General features: G+C 44.1%; 16 protein-coding genes and 2 other annotated features. All 16 genes read left to right on the forward strand.

The window, feature by feature from the left end; translation table 11 throughout:
- The first annotated feature begins 59 nt into the window (after positions 1 to 59).
- Positions 60 to 1529: a glutamate--tRNA ligase gene (gltX, locus tag V1497_RS00650; protein ID WP_349409105.1), complete on the forward strand. Its 1470-nt coding sequence runs from the start codon at positions 60 to 62 to the stop codon at positions 1527 to 1529.
- A gap of 48 nt (positions 1530 to 1577) precedes the next feature.
- Positions 1578 to 1802, forward strand: a binding site (T-box leader).
- 74 nt (positions 1803 to 1876) lie between these two features.
- On the forward strand, positions 1877 to 2524 hold the full coding sequence (gene epsC / locus V1497_RS00655; protein WP_349409106.1) for a serine O-acetyltransferase EpsC: 648 nt from the start codon (positions 1877 to 1879) through the stop codon (positions 2522 to 2524).
- Complete coding sequence (cysS, locus tag V1497_RS00660) at positions 2521 to 3924, forward strand: cysteine--tRNA ligase (RefSeq protein ID WP_349409107.1); 1404 nt, start codon at positions 2521 to 2523, stop codon at positions 3922 to 3924. Before epsC ends, cysS begins: the two co-directional genes overlap by 4 nt.
- Entirely contained in the window at positions 3921 to 4346 is a 426-nt protein-coding gene (locus V1497_RS00665; protein ID WP_349410713.1) for a Mini-ribonuclease 3, read from the forward strand. The genes cysS and V1497_RS00665 overlap by 4 nt, the downstream gene beginning before the upstream one ends.
- 4 nt (positions 4347 to 4350) lie before the next feature.
- Positions 4351 to 5097, forward strand: coding sequence for a 23S rRNA (guanosine(2251)-2'-O)-methyltransferase RlmB (gene rlmB / locus V1497_RS00670; protein ID WP_349409108.1), 747 nt, complete (start codon positions 4351 to 4353; stop codon positions 5095 to 5097).
- A 2-nt stretch (positions 5098 to 5099) separates the two neighbouring features.
- Positions 5100 to 5609, forward strand: a complete 510-nt coding sequence (locus tag V1497_RS00675; protein ID WP_349409109.1) for an NYN domain-containing protein — start codon at positions 5100 to 5102, stop codon at positions 5607 to 5609.
- Positions 5610 to 5681: 72 nt separating this feature from the next.
- Positions 5682 to 6332 (forward strand): RNA polymerase sporulation sigma factor SigH, encoded by a 651-nt coding sequence (gene sigH, locus V1497_RS00680; protein ID WP_349409110.1) that lies wholly within the window; start codon positions 5682 to 5684, stop codon positions 6330 to 6332.
- Between the two features lie 253 nt (positions 6333 to 6585).
- A complete protein-coding gene (gene rpmG, locus V1497_RS00685; protein ID WP_349409111.1) occupies positions 6586 to 6735 on the forward strand; it encodes a 50S ribosomal protein L33 in 150 nt (49 codons plus the stop codon).
- Between the two features lie 164 nt (positions 6736 to 6899).
- Positions 6900 to 7097 (forward strand): preprotein translocase subunit SecE, encoded by a 198-nt coding sequence (secE, locus tag V1497_RS00690; RefSeq protein WP_349410714.1) that lies wholly within the window; start codon positions 6900 to 6902, stop codon positions 7095 to 7097.
- A gap of 88 nt (positions 7098 to 7185) precedes the next feature.
- Positions 7186 to 7722 (forward strand): transcription termination/antitermination protein NusG, encoded by a 537-nt coding sequence (gene nusG / locus V1497_RS00695; RefSeq protein ID WP_349410715.1) that lies wholly within the window; start codon positions 7186 to 7188, stop codon positions 7720 to 7722.
- Between the two features lie 170 nt (positions 7723 to 7892).
- A complete protein-coding gene (rplK, locus tag V1497_RS00700) occupies positions 7893 to 8318 on the forward strand; it encodes a 50S ribosomal protein L11 (protein WP_349409112.1) in 426 nt (141 codons plus the stop codon).
- A 110-nt stretch (positions 8319 to 8428) separates the two neighbouring features.
- Complete coding sequence (gene rplA / locus V1497_RS00705; protein WP_349409113.1) at positions 8429 to 9127, forward strand: 50S ribosomal protein L1; 699 nt, start codon at positions 8429 to 8431, stop codon at positions 9125 to 9127.
- Positions 9128 to 9168: 41 nt separating this feature from the next.
- Positions 9169 to 9316, forward strand: a sequence feature (ribosomal protein L10 leader region).
- A 39-nt stretch (positions 9317 to 9355) separates the two neighbouring features.
- Positions 9356 to 9853, forward strand: coding sequence for a 50S ribosomal protein L10 (rplJ, locus tag V1497_RS00710; protein ID WP_349409114.1), 498 nt, complete (start codon positions 9356 to 9358; stop codon positions 9851 to 9853).
- Between the two features lie 73 nt (positions 9854 to 9926).
- Entirely contained in the window at positions 9927 to 10289 is a 363-nt protein-coding gene (rplL, locus tag V1497_RS00715) for a 50S ribosomal protein L7/L12 (protein WP_349409115.1), read from the forward strand.
- Positions 10290 to 10697: 408 nt separating this feature from the next.
- Complete coding sequence (locus V1497_RS00720; protein ID WP_349409116.1) at positions 10698 to 11300, forward strand: class I SAM-dependent methyltransferase; 603 nt, start codon at positions 10698 to 10700, stop codon at positions 11298 to 11300.
- A gap of 473 nt (positions 11301 to 11773) precedes the next feature.
- Positions 11774 to 15316 carry a DNA-directed RNA polymerase subunit beta gene (gene rpoB / locus V1497_RS00725; protein WP_349409117.1) on the forward strand — a complete coding sequence of 1181 codons (3543 nt, stop codon included), beginning with the start codon at positions 11774 to 11776 and terminating at the stop codon, positions 15314 to 15316.
- Positions 15317 to 15330 lie beyond the last annotated feature (14 nt).

A 15330-nucleotide genomic window follows, 5' to 3' on the forward strand; every position in this document is an offset into this window, starting at 1 on the left:
AACGCTGATTTTAATTATGATAGAATGATGAAAGAATAAGTGGAAGGTGAGATGAACAAATGTCTGACAAAGTAAGAGTACGTTATGCGCCTAGTCCGACAGGCCATTTACATATCGGGAATGCTCGGGCTGCGCTTTTCAACTATTTATTTGCTCGAAGCCATAATGGAACCTTCGTCATCCGGATCGAGGATACAGATCAGAAGCGGAATGTCGAGGGTGGAGAGTACAGCCAGCTCAATTACTTGAAGTGGCTCGGAATCGACTGGGATGAAAGTGTTGATGTCGGAGGAGATTACGGTCCATATCGCCAAATGGAACGTCTCGACATTTACAAAGAGCATTATACCGACTTGCTTGAGCGCGGTCTTGCTTACAAGTGTTATTGTACGGAAGAAGAATTGGAACAAGAAAGAGAAGCCCAGCAAGCGAAAGGTGAAATGCCTCGTTATTCAGGAAAGTGTCGCCACTTGACAGTAGAGGAACAAGAAAGGCTTGCAGCAGAAGGCAGAAAGCCAAGTATCCGTTTCGCCGTACCACGTGATAAAGAGTATTCATTCATTGATATGGTAAAAGACCGGGTAACATTCGAATCAAACGGTATCGGGGATTGGGTCATCGTGAAGAAGGATGGCATTCCAACTTACAACTTTGCCGTTGCGGTCGATGATCATCATATGGCAATCACCCATGTCCTGCGTGGAGATGATCACATTTCCAATACACCGAAGCAATTGATGATCTATGAGGCATTAGGATGGGAAGCGCCGAAATTCGGCCACATGACGCTGATTGTAAACGAACAGCGCAAGAAGCTCAGTAAGCGAGATGAGCAAACAATCCAGTTCATCGAGCAATATGAAGACTTAGGTTATCTTCCGGAAGCATTGTTCAATTTCATCGCCCTGTTAGGCTGGTCTCCGAAAGGCGAAGACGAGTTGTTCTCAAGGGAGCAATTCATTGAAATGTTCGACCCGGATCGATTATCGAAAGCAGCAGCTGTCTTCGATACGAAGAAATTGGAATGGATGAACAACCAATACATGAAAGCGGCTGATCTTGAGCGTGTCATGGAATTGACAGTGCCACACCTCGAAAGAGCTGGACGAATTCCAGAAGATCGTTCACCAGAGCAGCAGGAATGGGTAAGAAAGCTTGTCTCTCTTTATCAAGAGCAGCTCTCTCATGGTGCAGAAATCGTAGCTTTGACAGACTTGTTCTTTAACAAATCGATTGAATACGATGAGGCAGCAGCGGAAATTTTAAGTGAGGAGCAGGTTCCAGAGGTTCTCAATGGTCTTAAGGATCAAATCAAGGGCATGGAAACTTTCGAACCAGCAGAGATTAAAGCTGCCATTAAAGCGACGCAAAAGGAAACGGGTCATAAAGGGAAAAAACTCTTCATGCCGATCCGTGTCGCTGCCTCGGGACAAACTCACGGGCCTGAACTGCCGGATTCCTTATCCTTGTTAGGAAAAGAAACGGTTCTTTCAAGGCTGGAGGAAGCTGTCCAGCAATTTGGAAAGTAAATGATACACATTTTGCAAAAAATATAATATAGTAAAGAAAACATGAGTGATAAATCGTTGAAGAGGAGAAGTAAGGAACCCCTTTTTCTTTTTAGAGAGGACCATCATCGGCTGAAAGTGGTCTAAGAAGAGGATCCTGAAATGCACCTCTGAGACCCTTGTTGAATACGAGTAGATAAGGGCGGTTCTTCCACCGTTAGAGGAAGCCTGAGGGAGAAGAACGCTTGTAGGTTCTTCTAAACAGAGTGGGACCGCGCTGAAAGCGTCTCTGTGAGTAATCACAGAGGCGTTTTTTTATGTTTTAAAAAGCTGAAATAAAAAAGCATTTGAGAGGAGGAGTGGCGTATATGTTCAAGACCTTGAAGGAAGATATTGATGTCGTATTCGATCAGGACCCAGCTGCCCGCAGTTATTTTGAAGTCATTTTGACGTACTCGGGCTTACATGCGATATGGGCGCATCGGTTTGCGCATTTGTTTTGGAAAAAGAAGCTTTTCTTTTTGGCACGTGTCATATCTCAGATCAGCAGATTTTTGACAGGAATTGAAATCCATCCCGGAGCGAAGGTGGGCAGGCGTTGTTTCATCGACCATGGAATGGGAGTCGTAATCGGGGAGACATGTGAAATCGGTGATAATGTCACCCTGTTTCAGGGAGTGACATTAGGAGGGACCGGCAAAGAAAAAGGGAAGCGTCACCCGACCTTGGAAGACCATACGTTGGTTGCAACAGGTGCGAAGGTGTTAGGGTCCATAACGATTGGACGGAATTCTAAGATTGGCGCAGGCTCGGTCGTCTTGCAGGATGTACCGCAAAACTCCACAGTCGTAGGGATTCCAGGTAAGGTTGTCGTCCAGGACGGCGTTAAGGTAAGAGGAGATCTTGACCACCGAAACCTGCCTGACCCTGTTTCTGATAAATTTAAAATAATGGAAAAAGAGATTGAGCGTTTGAGGGAAGAAGTTGAGAAATTGAAAAGGAGTGGGCTCAGTTGAGTATTCAAATCTACAATACATTGACTCGACAAAAGGAACCGTTTAAACCGATTGAAGAGGGCAAAGTGAAGATGTATGTGTGCGGACCGACAGTTTATAATTACATCCATATTGGAAATGCCAGGCCCCCGATCGTATTTGATACGGTTCGCCGGTACCTTCAGTATCGAGGCTATGAGGTTCATTTCGTCTCAAACTTCACCGATGTAGACGATAAGATCATCAAGGCTGCCAACGAACTCGGGGAAGAGGTTCCAGTGTTAGCGAATCGATTCATCCAAGCTTATCATGAAGATACATCAGCCCTGAATGTGCAGAAAGCGGATCTCCATCCAACCGTCACAGATACAATGGATGATATTATTCGTTTCATCGAAACCTTGATTGAAAAGGGATACGCGTATGAAGCAGGGGGAGATGTCTACTTCCGTACGAAGAAGTTCGAAGGGTACGGGAAACTGTCCCATCAATCGATTGAAGAGCTTCGTTTAGGCTCCCGCATACAGGTCGGAGAAAAGAAAGAGGATCCTCTCGATTTTGTGCTGTGGAAATCAGCGAAAGAAGGAGAGATTTTCTGGAAGAGTCCCTGGGGAGAAGGAAGACCCGGGTGGCATATTGAATGCTCGGCAATGGTAAAGAAATATTTGGGAGATACGATTGATATTCATGCAGGCGGTCAAGATCTATCCTTCCCGCATCATGAAAACGAGATTGCCCAATCCGAAGCACTTAATGAACAGACGATGGCTAATTATTGGATGCACAATGGCTATATCAATATCAATAATGAAAAGATGTCGAAGTCATTAGGGAATTTTATTCTTCTGCATGACTTGATTCAGAAATACGATCCACAAGCGTTCCGCTTCTTCATGCTCAATGTGCATTATCGTCATCCGATTAACTTTACGGATGAATTGCTCGAGAGTGCGAAAACAAGTCTCGAGCGGATCCGTACAACAGTCGAAAATCTTGAACACCGCCTTTCCCATAGTGTAGACCTTGGGACCGACAATGAGATGTGGCTGGATAAAATCAATGCTCATAAAGACAGGTTCATTCGTGATATGGATGATGATTTCAATACATCGAATGCGATTGCGACATTATTTGATCTTTCGAAAGATGCAAACGTCTACCTGCAAGGGGAAAACACCACCGTTGAAGTTTTGGAGCGGTTCGTTGCCCTATTTGAAGAAATCGGTCATGTGCTCGGGTTGGATCTGAAGCAGACAAAGGAACTGCTTGATGAGGAGATCGAGTCGTTGATTGAAGAACGAAATCAAGCGCGTAAAGAAAAGAATTTCCAGCGAGCAGATGAAATTCGTGATCAGCTTGCTGATGAAGGGATCATCCTTGAAGATACACCTCAAGGAGTCAGGTGGAAAAGAAAATCATGATTGAGCCTTTCAGCCAGGTCGTTACACAACCAAAATTGTTAAAATCTGCAGCACTTGCTTATATTGGCGATGCTGTATACGAAGTCTATATCCGCTCTTACCTTCTTGGAAAAGGTGAAGTGAAACCGCATCAGCTTCATAAGCAAGCTACCCGTTACGTTTCTGCTAAGGCTCAAGCAACGGCTGTGAGATCGTTGCTTGAGCAGCAGGAAATTGATGAGGACGAGCAAGGGGTCGTCAGGCGGGGGAGAAATAGCAAAATGGGGGCAGTACCCAAAAATACCGATATCCAGACTTATCGATATGGGACGGCCTTTGAAGCCTTGGTCGGTTACCTATACTTGTCAGGAAATCAGGAGCGTTTGAATGCGATTGTCGATAAATCCATCAAAATCATAGAACAATCAGAAGGAGGGAAATGAGAGAATGAGCAATGATATCGTTGTTGGACGGAATCCGGTACTGGAAGCCATGCGATCAGGACGTGATATCAACAAAATCATGATTGCAGAAGGTGCCCAGAAGGGTTCAATCGGACAGGTCATCAGTATGGCGAAAAAAGAACGTATACAAATCCAATATGTACCGAAGAAAAAAATTGACGCGTTGGCGGACGGAGCAAACCATCAGGGTGTCGTGGCTCACGTTGCAGCATACGAATATGCCGACATTGAGGATATCTTCAAGCTTGCAGCTGATCGGAATGAAGAGCCATTCTTCCTCGTACTGGATGAAATAGAAGACCCGCATAATTTAGGGTCCATTTTAAGAACGGCGGATGCGACAGGTGCCCACGGAGTCATCATTCCGAAACGAAGAGCGGTCGGACTGACATCAGCGGTTGCAAAGTCTTCTACAGGAGCCATTGAATATATCCCAGTCGTCAGGGTAACGAATCTCGCCCGCACAATTGAAGATTTAAAGGGAAGAGGTGTCTGGTTCGTCGCGACAGATGCGAAGGGTGATCAGGACTATACCCAGGCGCAATACGACATGCCGATCGGTCTGGTCATCGGCAGTGAAGGGAAAGGTATCGGGAGACTGGTGAAAGAGAAGTGTGATTTTCTCGTTTCCTTGCCGATGAAAGGTAAGGTTACATCACTCAATGCCTCCGTCGCTGCAGGCTTACTTATGTATGAGGTATACCGACAACGTCATCCTAAAGGGGTTTGACGATGGAAATACTTCTTGTAGATGGGTACAACATGATCGGGGATTGGCCAGACCTGAAAGTGTTGAGAGATCACGATCTTTCTGCTGCACGAGACCTTTTAGTCGAAAAGATGGCAGAATACCAAGCATATACAGGCATGAGGGTTATCGTCGTATTTGATGCGCATTTCGTTCCTGGGACAGAGACGAAATTCAAAAATTATCGCATTGAAGTCATCTATACGAAAGAAAACGAATCTGCGGATGAAAGAATTGAAAAACTCGCGAAAGAATTGAAGGATATCCGTACGAAGGTCCATGTCGCGACCTCCGATTTCCTCGAGCAATGGGTCACGTTCGGGCTCGGCGCATTGAGGAAATCCGCACGAGAGCTGGCGATTGAGGTCAATCAGATCGAAAAACGGATCACTCGGAAAGTCGATGATATAAAAAAACAAAAACGCCACTCAACGTTGACATTGAGCGATGAAGTTGCTGAAATTTTTGAAAAATGGCGCAGAGGGGACCGTTGAGCGGTTGACGCTTGTCGAATGGGTGCTGTATAATATTTCTATATATAGGTCGCCATGGTCGGAGGGATTCTCGTGAGCACAGAACTCAAAGAGATTGTACACCCGGAATTTGACGAGCTTGAAGATGAGTCGATAGTGGAGCAGGTTCACGAAGGACAGAGTGCCGCACTTGAATACTTAATCAACAAGTATAAGAATTTCGTCCGCGCAAAAGCCCGGTCTTATTTTTTGATTGGAGCAGATCGCGAAGACATCATTCAAGAAGGTATGATCGGATTATATAAAGCGATCCGTGATTTTAAAGAGGACAAGCTATCTTCTTTCAAAGCTTTCGCTGAACTCTGTATCACCCGCCAGATGATCACCGCCATCAAAACCGCAACCCGACAAAAACACATTCCACTTAATTCCTATGTTTCACTGGATAAACCGATTTATGATGAAGAGTCTGATCGGACGCTATTGGATGTCATATGTGGATCAAGGGTTACAGACCCTGAAGAGCTTATCATCAACCAGGAAGAATTTGATGATATCGAGCTTAAGATGGGAGAACTGTTAAGTGATCTGGAACGGAAAGTGCTGATGCTCTACCTTGATGGAAGGTCTTATCAGGAGATATCAGTGGATTTGAACCGTCATGTCAAATCAATCGACAATGCCCTTCAAAGGGTGAAACGTAAGCTTGAACGATACCTAGAATTAAGAGAAATAGGTTTGTAGGCGCTTTAAAAAAACAGAAGAAAATGTTGGAACATTCGACAGGGAATCCTTCCCTGTTTTTTTCTTGCATCCGTTCCGAAGTGAAGGATCAATCATTCCGAAACAGGAGCAGAATCCTTTTGTTACAAGGCTGTGGCGCGTTGACAGGACTATACCCCTGTGATAAAGTGAATAGCATAAAATGGACAAAGTATGGATAAAACTCGAAAAATGTGGATTCGGGTTCCAATGGTATTTCTGGAGATGGTCACCAATGCGCACAAAGGTCGTATTAGCATGTGAACAATGCAAACAACGCAACTATTCTACGATGAAGAACAAACAACAAGATGAAAATCGAATCGAAATGAAGAAGTTCTGCAAGCATTGTCAATCACACACCGTACACCGGGAAACAAAATAATCCGATTAAATAAATAGAACCGTGTTGCCTGTATTCAGCAAAAAATCAATGGAGATTATTCTTCTGACCTGTTATTTCATAACGCGACATCATGTAACGATGAAAGGCAAAACGGCAAGTTTCATGAGTTTTTATCATAACCAATTTATTCTGGGGGTAAAATGATGGCTGGAATTGTACAAAAGACAGGTAGATTTTTCTCAAATGTAGGAAAGGAATTGAAGCGTGTCTCATGGCCGAACCGTAAAGAGTTGACACGCTACACGATCACAGTCCTTACGACGGTGTTGTTCATCGTCTTGTTCTTTACAGTGATCGATCTAGGTTTGTCCTGGGTGATTGAAACATTCCTGGAAAACTAAAACAAGCTGATTAAGCTGAAATACAAATGGCTACAATGGTAAAGTAAATCCGTTTGGGAGGGAAAGGACGACCATGTCCTCACAAGTTATGGAAAAAAGATGGTATGTTGTACACACGTATTCTGGATACGAAAACAAAGTGAAAACGAATCTGGAAAAACGCGTTGAGTCAATGGGTATGGAGGACAAGATCTTCCGGGTGCTCGTCCCTCAAGAGGAAGAGACTGAAATCAAGAACGGCAAAAAGAAAACCGCAATGAAGAAAGTCTTTCCGGGCTATGTCTTGGCTGAAATGGTCATGACAGATGATTCGTGGTATGTAGTAAGAAACACACCAGGTGTGACCGGGTTCGTCGGATCGACAGGATCAGGTTCCAAACCGACACCGTTACTACCTGAAGAAGTGGATCGGATCCTTTACAGTATGGGACTCGAAAAACCGAAGGCAGACGTGGACTTCGAAATTAAAGAAAGCGTCAAAATCAAGGAAGGTCCTTTTGCGAATTTCGTAGGTTCTGTGGAAGACATCGATGTCGACAAGCAGAAGCTGAAAGTTCATGTCAACATGTTTGGACGTGAGACCCCTGTCGAGGTCGGTTTCACACAAGTTGATAAGCTAACTTAACAAAACTTTCGCGAACCCATTGAAAAAGCAATAAAGAAATGATAGAATTTTAATGTTTGAAATAACCCGATAAACAAAACGGGGAGCTTTCACACGTGGAAGCTCGTTTTAATGAGTGGGAGGGCCAAGGTGCCCAATATACCACATCACGGACTAAGGAGGTGTGTCACGTGGCTAAAAAGGTAATTAAGGTTGTTAAATTGCAGATTCCTGCAGGGAAAGCTAACCCAGCACCACCAGTTGGACCGGCTTTGGGTCAAGCAGGTGTAAACATCATGGGATTCTGTAAAGAATTTAACGCTCGTACTTCAGATCAAGCTGGTATGATTATTCCGGTTGAAATCACGGTTTTTGAAGACCGTTCATTTACATTCATTACAAAAACTCCACCGGCTGCTGTATTGTTGAAAAAAGCGGCAGGAATCGAGTCAGGTTCTGGTGAACCGAACCGTAACAAGGTTGCGACGGTTAAGCGTGATAAGGTGAAAGAAATCGCTGAAACGAAAATGCCAGACCTTAATGCTGCCGATGTTGACTCTGCTATGCGCATGGTAGAGGGAACAGCTCGCAGCATGGGTATTGTAATCGAAGACTAATCATGCATAGCATATAAGGTTGCGATCTTCGCAACCTTTCTTATGGCGCTGGCAACGGCGCAAAAGTGGGAGGATATTCCGTAAAAACCACATTTAAGGAGGAAATTAAATTGGCTAAAAAGGGAAAGAAGTATCAAGAAGCTGCGAAGCTTGTTGATCGTTCCGTTCAATATGATGCAAACGAAGCAATCGAACTTGTGAAAAAAGCAGCTCCAGCAAACTTTGATGAAACAGTTGAAGTTGCTGTACGTCTTGGGGTAGACCCTAAGAAAGCTGACCAACAAGTACGTGGAGCAGTTGTACTTCCTAACGGAACTGGTAAGACACAACGTGTTCTTGTATTCGCAAAAGGTGAAAAAGCGAAGGAAGCAGAAGCTGCAGGAGCTGACTATGTTGGAGACTCAGATTACATCAACAAGATCAACCAAGGTTGGTTCGAGTTTGACGTAATTGTTGCTACACCTGACATGATGGGTGAAGTAGGGAAGCTTGGACGTGTCCTTGGACCGAAAGGCTTAATGCCGAACCCGAAAACTGGAACAGTAACTTTCGAAGTTGAAAAAGCTGTTCAAGAAATCAAAGCAGGTAAAGTTGAATACCGTGTAGACAAGCAAAGTAATGTTCACGTACCAATCGGTAAAGTATCTTTCGAAAACGACAAGCTTGTAGAAAACTTGACTACGATCATTGATACGTTGGTTAAAGTGAAGCCGTCTGCTGCGAAAGGAACGTATATCAAGAACATTGCGATCGCTTCTACAATGGGACCTGGAATCAAAGTTACACCAAACAGCTTCAACGTAAAATAAGCTGTTGACTTTCTCACACACTCGGGTTATAATTACTTTTGGAAATTTAATAGGTCATACCGTAGACAGTAGGTGCGAACACTAATCGCTTAATTTCCTGCCGAGGTGTGTTGGGATTTCATACATTGCTATGAGTTTATAACACAAAGCCTTCATGTCTACAAACATGAGGGCTTTTTTCTTGAGTTATGAAAATAACTACGGTATGAAATAACAGGAGGTGTAGAAATGAGCGTACTTGAGCAAAAGAAACAGTTGGTTTCAACAATTGCTGATCAATTCAAAAACAGCAAGACGTCAATCCTTGTTGACTACCGTGGTCTTGACGTATCTGAAGTTACTGAACTTCGTAAGCAGCTTCGTGAAGCTGGCGTCACTTTCAAGGTATACAAGAACACAATGACTCGTCGTGCTGCTGAAGAAGCTGGTCTTGCTGAGTTGAACGAAACTCTAGTTGGTCCTACAGCGATCGCTTTCAGTGAAGACGAAGTTGTAGCTCCAGCGAAGATCTTGAACAACTTTGCAAAAGAGCACGAAGCACTTGTGATCAAGGCTGGTGTGGTTGAAGGTCAAATCACATCTGTTGAAAACATCAAAGCACTTGCAGAACTTCCATCTCGCGAAGGACTTCTTTCCATGTTGCTTAGCGTACTTCAAGCACCGATGCGAAACTTCGCATTGGCTACGAAGGCTGTTGCTGATCAAAAAGAAGAGCAAGGTGCTTAATCTGAATCTCAGATTAACCGTATCGTTTGTTTAAATAAAATCTCAAAAACAATTAATAGGGAGGATTTTCACAATGAGTAAAGAGCAAATCATTGATGCAATCAAAGAAATGTCTGTACTAGAACTTAACGATCTAGTAAAAGCAATCGAAGAAGAATTCGGAGTAACTGCTGCTGCACCAGTAGCTGTTGCTGGCGGCGCTGCTGAAGGCGGAGCTGAAGAAAAATCTGAATTTGACGTAATCCTTGAAAGTGCTGGATCTTCTAAGATCAAAGTTATCAAGGTTGTTCGTGAAATCACAGGTCTTGGACTTAAGGACGCTAAAGAACTAGTTGACGGAGCTCCTAAGCCACTTAAAGAAGGCGTAGCGAAAGAAGAAGCTGAAGAAATGAAAGCTAAGCTTGAAGAAGTTGGAGCAACGATCGAACTTAAGTAATTGTACAATTACTTTACAAAAGAAGCTCGCGTGATACGCGGGCTTTTTTCATGTAAAAGAATAAGAGCCTATAGTTGTTGATTTTTGCGGAGCTCACTCCCTTTCCGCGGGCATTAGAAAAGCGCATGCGACCCGTTTAGTCACGTAGGTCACTGGAAGACTGACGAGGAGGCTGTTGCCGCCACAGGAAGTTTGAAGTGATCCAAGTGACTGGGAGCTGAGCTAGACATTGCTTCCTCGGTCTCCCCTGGCTCGCTTTTCCTGCAGGGCTGTCGTGAACTCCGCTACAAAGTCAACTTCTGGTTCAAGAATGTTTTACTATGCTTCTTTTACGAGGTATATGAAACCTTGAAAAGAGTTATAAAGAATATAGAAGATTATGATCGAATTGTCTAAGGAGATGGCAATATGGGAGATCATTACTACTCGAGTAAACCGACATCTGAACGGGATGTCAGAGATTGGTCCTTTACCTTGAAGGGACGATCTTTCCGCTTTTACTCAGATGCAGGTGTGTTCTCGAAGGACGAAGTCGATTTTGGAAGCAGGTTATTGATTGAAGCGTTCCGAAAGCCTGCTGTCGAAGGACCGATTCTCGATATGGGTTGTGGGTATGGTCCGATCGGCATTTCGGTGGCTGCGGCATTTCCAGAGTCAAAGGTGACGATGGTGGATGTGAACGAACGTGCAGTCGAATTATCGAAGAAAAATGCTGAGCGAAATAAGATCGACAACGTAGAAATCTATCAGAGCAACCTGTTTGAAGAGGTAAAGGAAAGAGGTTTTTCTGCGATTCTGACAAATCCTCCGATAAGAGCTGGAAAAAGCGTCGTCCATACGATTTTCGAGAAAGCGTATGAACACCTGAAGCCTGAAGGAGAGTTGTGGATCGTTATCCAAAAGAAGCAAGGAGCTCCATCAGCAATGGAGAAACTCCAATCTATATTCCAAGAAGTCGAACTTGTTGAACGAAAAAAAGGTTATCATATTATTCGTTCTATTAAATGTTGACTCGAATTTGGGTCTATGGTAATATTATAAAATGCCAAAGATACGTGTATTTTCACCGAGCTGATTTTTTGTGTTTTTTACCACGTATAAAACCTTTCGGTGAGGGAAAAATAGTATAATCATTTGTTATTTTGGAAAAAATGTGGTTATGTGACCCTTTTTTTCTTTTTGCACTATATGAAAGTAGTGAGAAACTATTTTCAAAAATTACGTGCAAGAGCCTTTAGGATAAGCCTTTAGGAGTCAAGGCTATTGCCGCTTTTTAAGCTTGGCACTAGCCAAGTTTTTCTTTTTTTGCTCTGGTACATAAGTTCGTTTCGGATATCAATAAATCCTTTCAGGACTTCATGGACTAGAGTGGAAGATAGATGGAGCCGATCACCAACATATAAATGGGTGCTTTGCTCTAGTTTTAATCTAGTTGTTTAACTAGATGTATTACGATACTATGCTGGATTTGAGGGGTGAATCAGTTGACAGGTCAACTCATTCAGTTTGGACGCCACCGCCAACGGAGAAGCTATGCAAGAATTAATGAAGTTTTGGAACTTCCAAACCTCATTGAAATCCAAACTTCCTCCTATCAATGGTTTCTTGATGAGGGTTTGAGAGAGATGTTCCACGACATTTCTCCAATTGAGGATTTCACAGGTAACTTAGTGCTTGAATTCATTGATTATAGTTTAGGAGAGCCTAAGTATTCTGTCGAGGAGTCCAAAGAAAGAGACGTAACGTATGCGGCACCACTCCGTGTCAAAGTCCGCCTGATCAATAAAGAGACAGGTGAAGTGAAAGAACAAGAAGTCTTCATGGGTGATTTCCCATTGATGACGGATACGGGTACTTTCATCATTAACGGAGCAGAACGCGTCATCGTCTCACAGCTCGTTCGTTCACCGAGCGTGTATTACAATAAAAAATTGGACAAAAACGGCAAGAGAGGTTTCACAGCTACGGTAATTCCAAACCGCGGCGCATGGTTAGAACTTGAAACAGATGCTAAGGATGTCGTGCATGTTCGGATCGACCGTACTCGTAAAATACCAGTAACGGTCTTGTTGCGTGCATTAGGGTTCGGTTCTGATCAAGAAATCATCGATTTGCTAGGGGAAGATGAATACCTTCGTAACTCTCTTGAAAAAGACAATACTGAAGGTACAGAAAAAGCGCTTCTTGAAATATATGAGCGTTTACGTCCAGGAGAGCCCCCTACCGTTGATAATGCAAAGAGTCTATTAGAATCTCGCTTCTTTGATCCGAAACGATATGACCTTGCAAATGTCGGTCGTTACAAAATCAATAAGAAGCTTAACATTAAAAACCGGCTCTTCAATCAGCGCCTGGCTGAATCAATTGCAGATCCGGAAACAGGCGAGGTTATCGCAGAAGAAGGTACGGTCCTTGATCGTCGCTTGCTTGAGCGTATCCTGCCAATCATCGAAAACAAAAATACATTTAAAGAAGTAACGCCGGCTGGAGGCGTGATTGAAGATGAAACGATTGGTCTTCAATCCATCAAAATCTATTCTCCAGTTGAAGGTGAAACCGACCAGGTGATCAATGTAATCGGAAACGGTGAGGTTGATCGTTCTATAAAGAACATTACACCTGCAGATATCATCTCGGCAATCAACTACTTCTTCAACTTGCTGCATGGAGTCGGCTTGACAGATGATATCGATCATCTCGGTAACCGTCGTCTTCGTTCAGTCGGAGAATTGCTGCAAAACCAATTCCGTATCGGATTATCCCGAATGGAGCGTGTGGTCCGCGAGAGAATGTCCATCCAGGACACGAACTCCATCACACCACAGGCGCTCATTAATATCCGTCCGGTAATTGCATCAATTAAAGAGTTCTTTGGAAGCTCACAGCTCTCACAATTTATGGATCAGACGAATCCATTGGCAGAGCTGACGCATAAACGTCGTCTGTCAGCATTAGGACCAGGTGGTTTGACGCGTGAACGTGCTGGATTCGAAGTACGTGACGTCCACTATTCCCACTATGGTCGTATGTGTCCGATTGAAACACCGGAAGGTCCGAACATCGGGCTGATCAACTCGCTTTCCAGTTATGCGAAAGTGAATGAATATGGATTCATCGAGACACCTTACCGTCGTGTTGATCCGGAAACAGGTAAAGTAACCGAACAAATCGATTACTTGACGGCTGATGAACAAGATAACTATGTTGTTGCACAGGCAAACGCGAAGCTGGGTGAAGATGGTTCATTCCTTGATGAAGAAGTCATTGCACGTTACCGTGATCAGAACACGATTGCAAAACGTGACAAAATCGACTATATGGACGTATCACCTAAGCAGGTCGTATCAGCAGCAACTGCATGTATCCCATTCCTTGAAAATGACGACTCAAACCGTGCATTGATGGGTGCGAACATGCAGCGACAAGCCGTACCATTGATGGTGCCTGAAGCTCCGATCGTCGGTACAGGAATGGAGCACGTTTCTGCGAAGGACTCCGGTGCTGCAGTCATCTGTAAGCATGAAGGGATCGTCGAGAAAGTATCAGCTGCGACAGTGTATGTACGTCGTATCGAAACAGTAGATGGTAAAGAGATCAAAGGTGATCTCGACCGCTACAACCTGATGAAGTTCATACGTTCCAACCAAGGAACTTGTTATAATCAAAAACCAATTGTAAGCCAGGGCGATCGTGTAACGAAAGGCGAAATCCTTGCAGACGGACCTTCTATGGAAAAAGGAGAGCTTGCACTTGGCCGTAACGTTCTTGTAGGGTTCATGACCTGGGATGGTTATAACTATGAGGATGCGGTCATCATGAGCGAGCGCCTTGTGAAGGATGATGTATATACTTCGATTCACATCGAGGAATACGAGTCTGAAGCACGAGACACGAAACTTGGACCAGAAGAAATCACAAGAGACATTCCAAACGTCGGAGAAGACGCACTTAAAAATCTTGACGAGCGCGGAATCATCCGGGTCGGTGCTGAAGTGAAAGACGGAGATATCCTTGTCGGTAAAGTAACGCCTAAGGGTGTAACAGAACTTACTGCAGAGGAGCGTCTCTTGCACGCGATCTTCGGTGAGAAGGCCCGTGAAGTAAGAGATACTTCACTCCGTGTACCACACGGTGGAGATGGAATCGTCCATGATGTGAAAGTATTCAATCGTGAAGATGGGGATGAATTACCTCCAGGCGTCAACCAGCTCGTACGTGCATATATCGTGCAGAAGCGTAAGATCCATGAAGGAGATAAGATGGCTGGCCGTCACGGAAACAAAGGTGTTATCTCAAGAATCCTTCCTGAAGAAGATATGCCATATCTTCCAGATGGTACACCGATCGACATCATGTTGAACCCTCTAGGGGTTCCATCACGTATGAATATCGGTCAGGTATTGGAACTTCACCTTGGAATGGCAGCAAGAGAATTGAACCTTCACATGGCTACGCCAGTATTCGATGGAGCACGTGAAGAAGATGTTTGGGAAACATTAGACGAAGCCGGTCTATCAAGAGACGGTAAGACAGTCTTGTACGATGGTCGAACAGGGGAACCGTTCGATAACCGTATTTCGGTTGGAGTCATGTACATGATCAAGCTTGCTCACATGGTAGACGATAAGCTACACGCACGTTCTACTGGACCTTACTCGCTTGTAACGCAGCAGCCACTTGGTGGTAAAGCGCAGTTCGGTGGACAACGTTTCGGTGAGATGGAGGTTTGGGCGCTTGAAGCATACGGTGCAGCCTACACACTTCAAGAGATCCTCACAGTCAAGTCAGATGATGTTGTCGGCCGTGTGAAGACTTACGAAGCGATTGTCAAAGGTGAAAACGTTCCTGAGCCTGGTGTTCCTGAGTCATTCAAAGTCTTGATCAAAGAGCTTCAAAGTCTCGGTATGGATGTCAAGATGCTCACAAGTGACGAACAAGAAATCGAAATGCGTGAGATTGATGAAGACGAGGAAAACCCGAACGATAAATTGAACTTGAACGTAGAAACCCAAACCGTCGGTGAATAAGGGTATAGCAGCAT

This window comes from Pseudalkalibacillus sp. SCS-8, from assembly GCF_040126055.1.
Taxonomy (GTDB): Bacteria; Bacillota; Bacilli; order Bacillales; family Fictibacillaceae; genus Pseudalkalibacillus; species Pseudalkalibacillus nanhaiensis.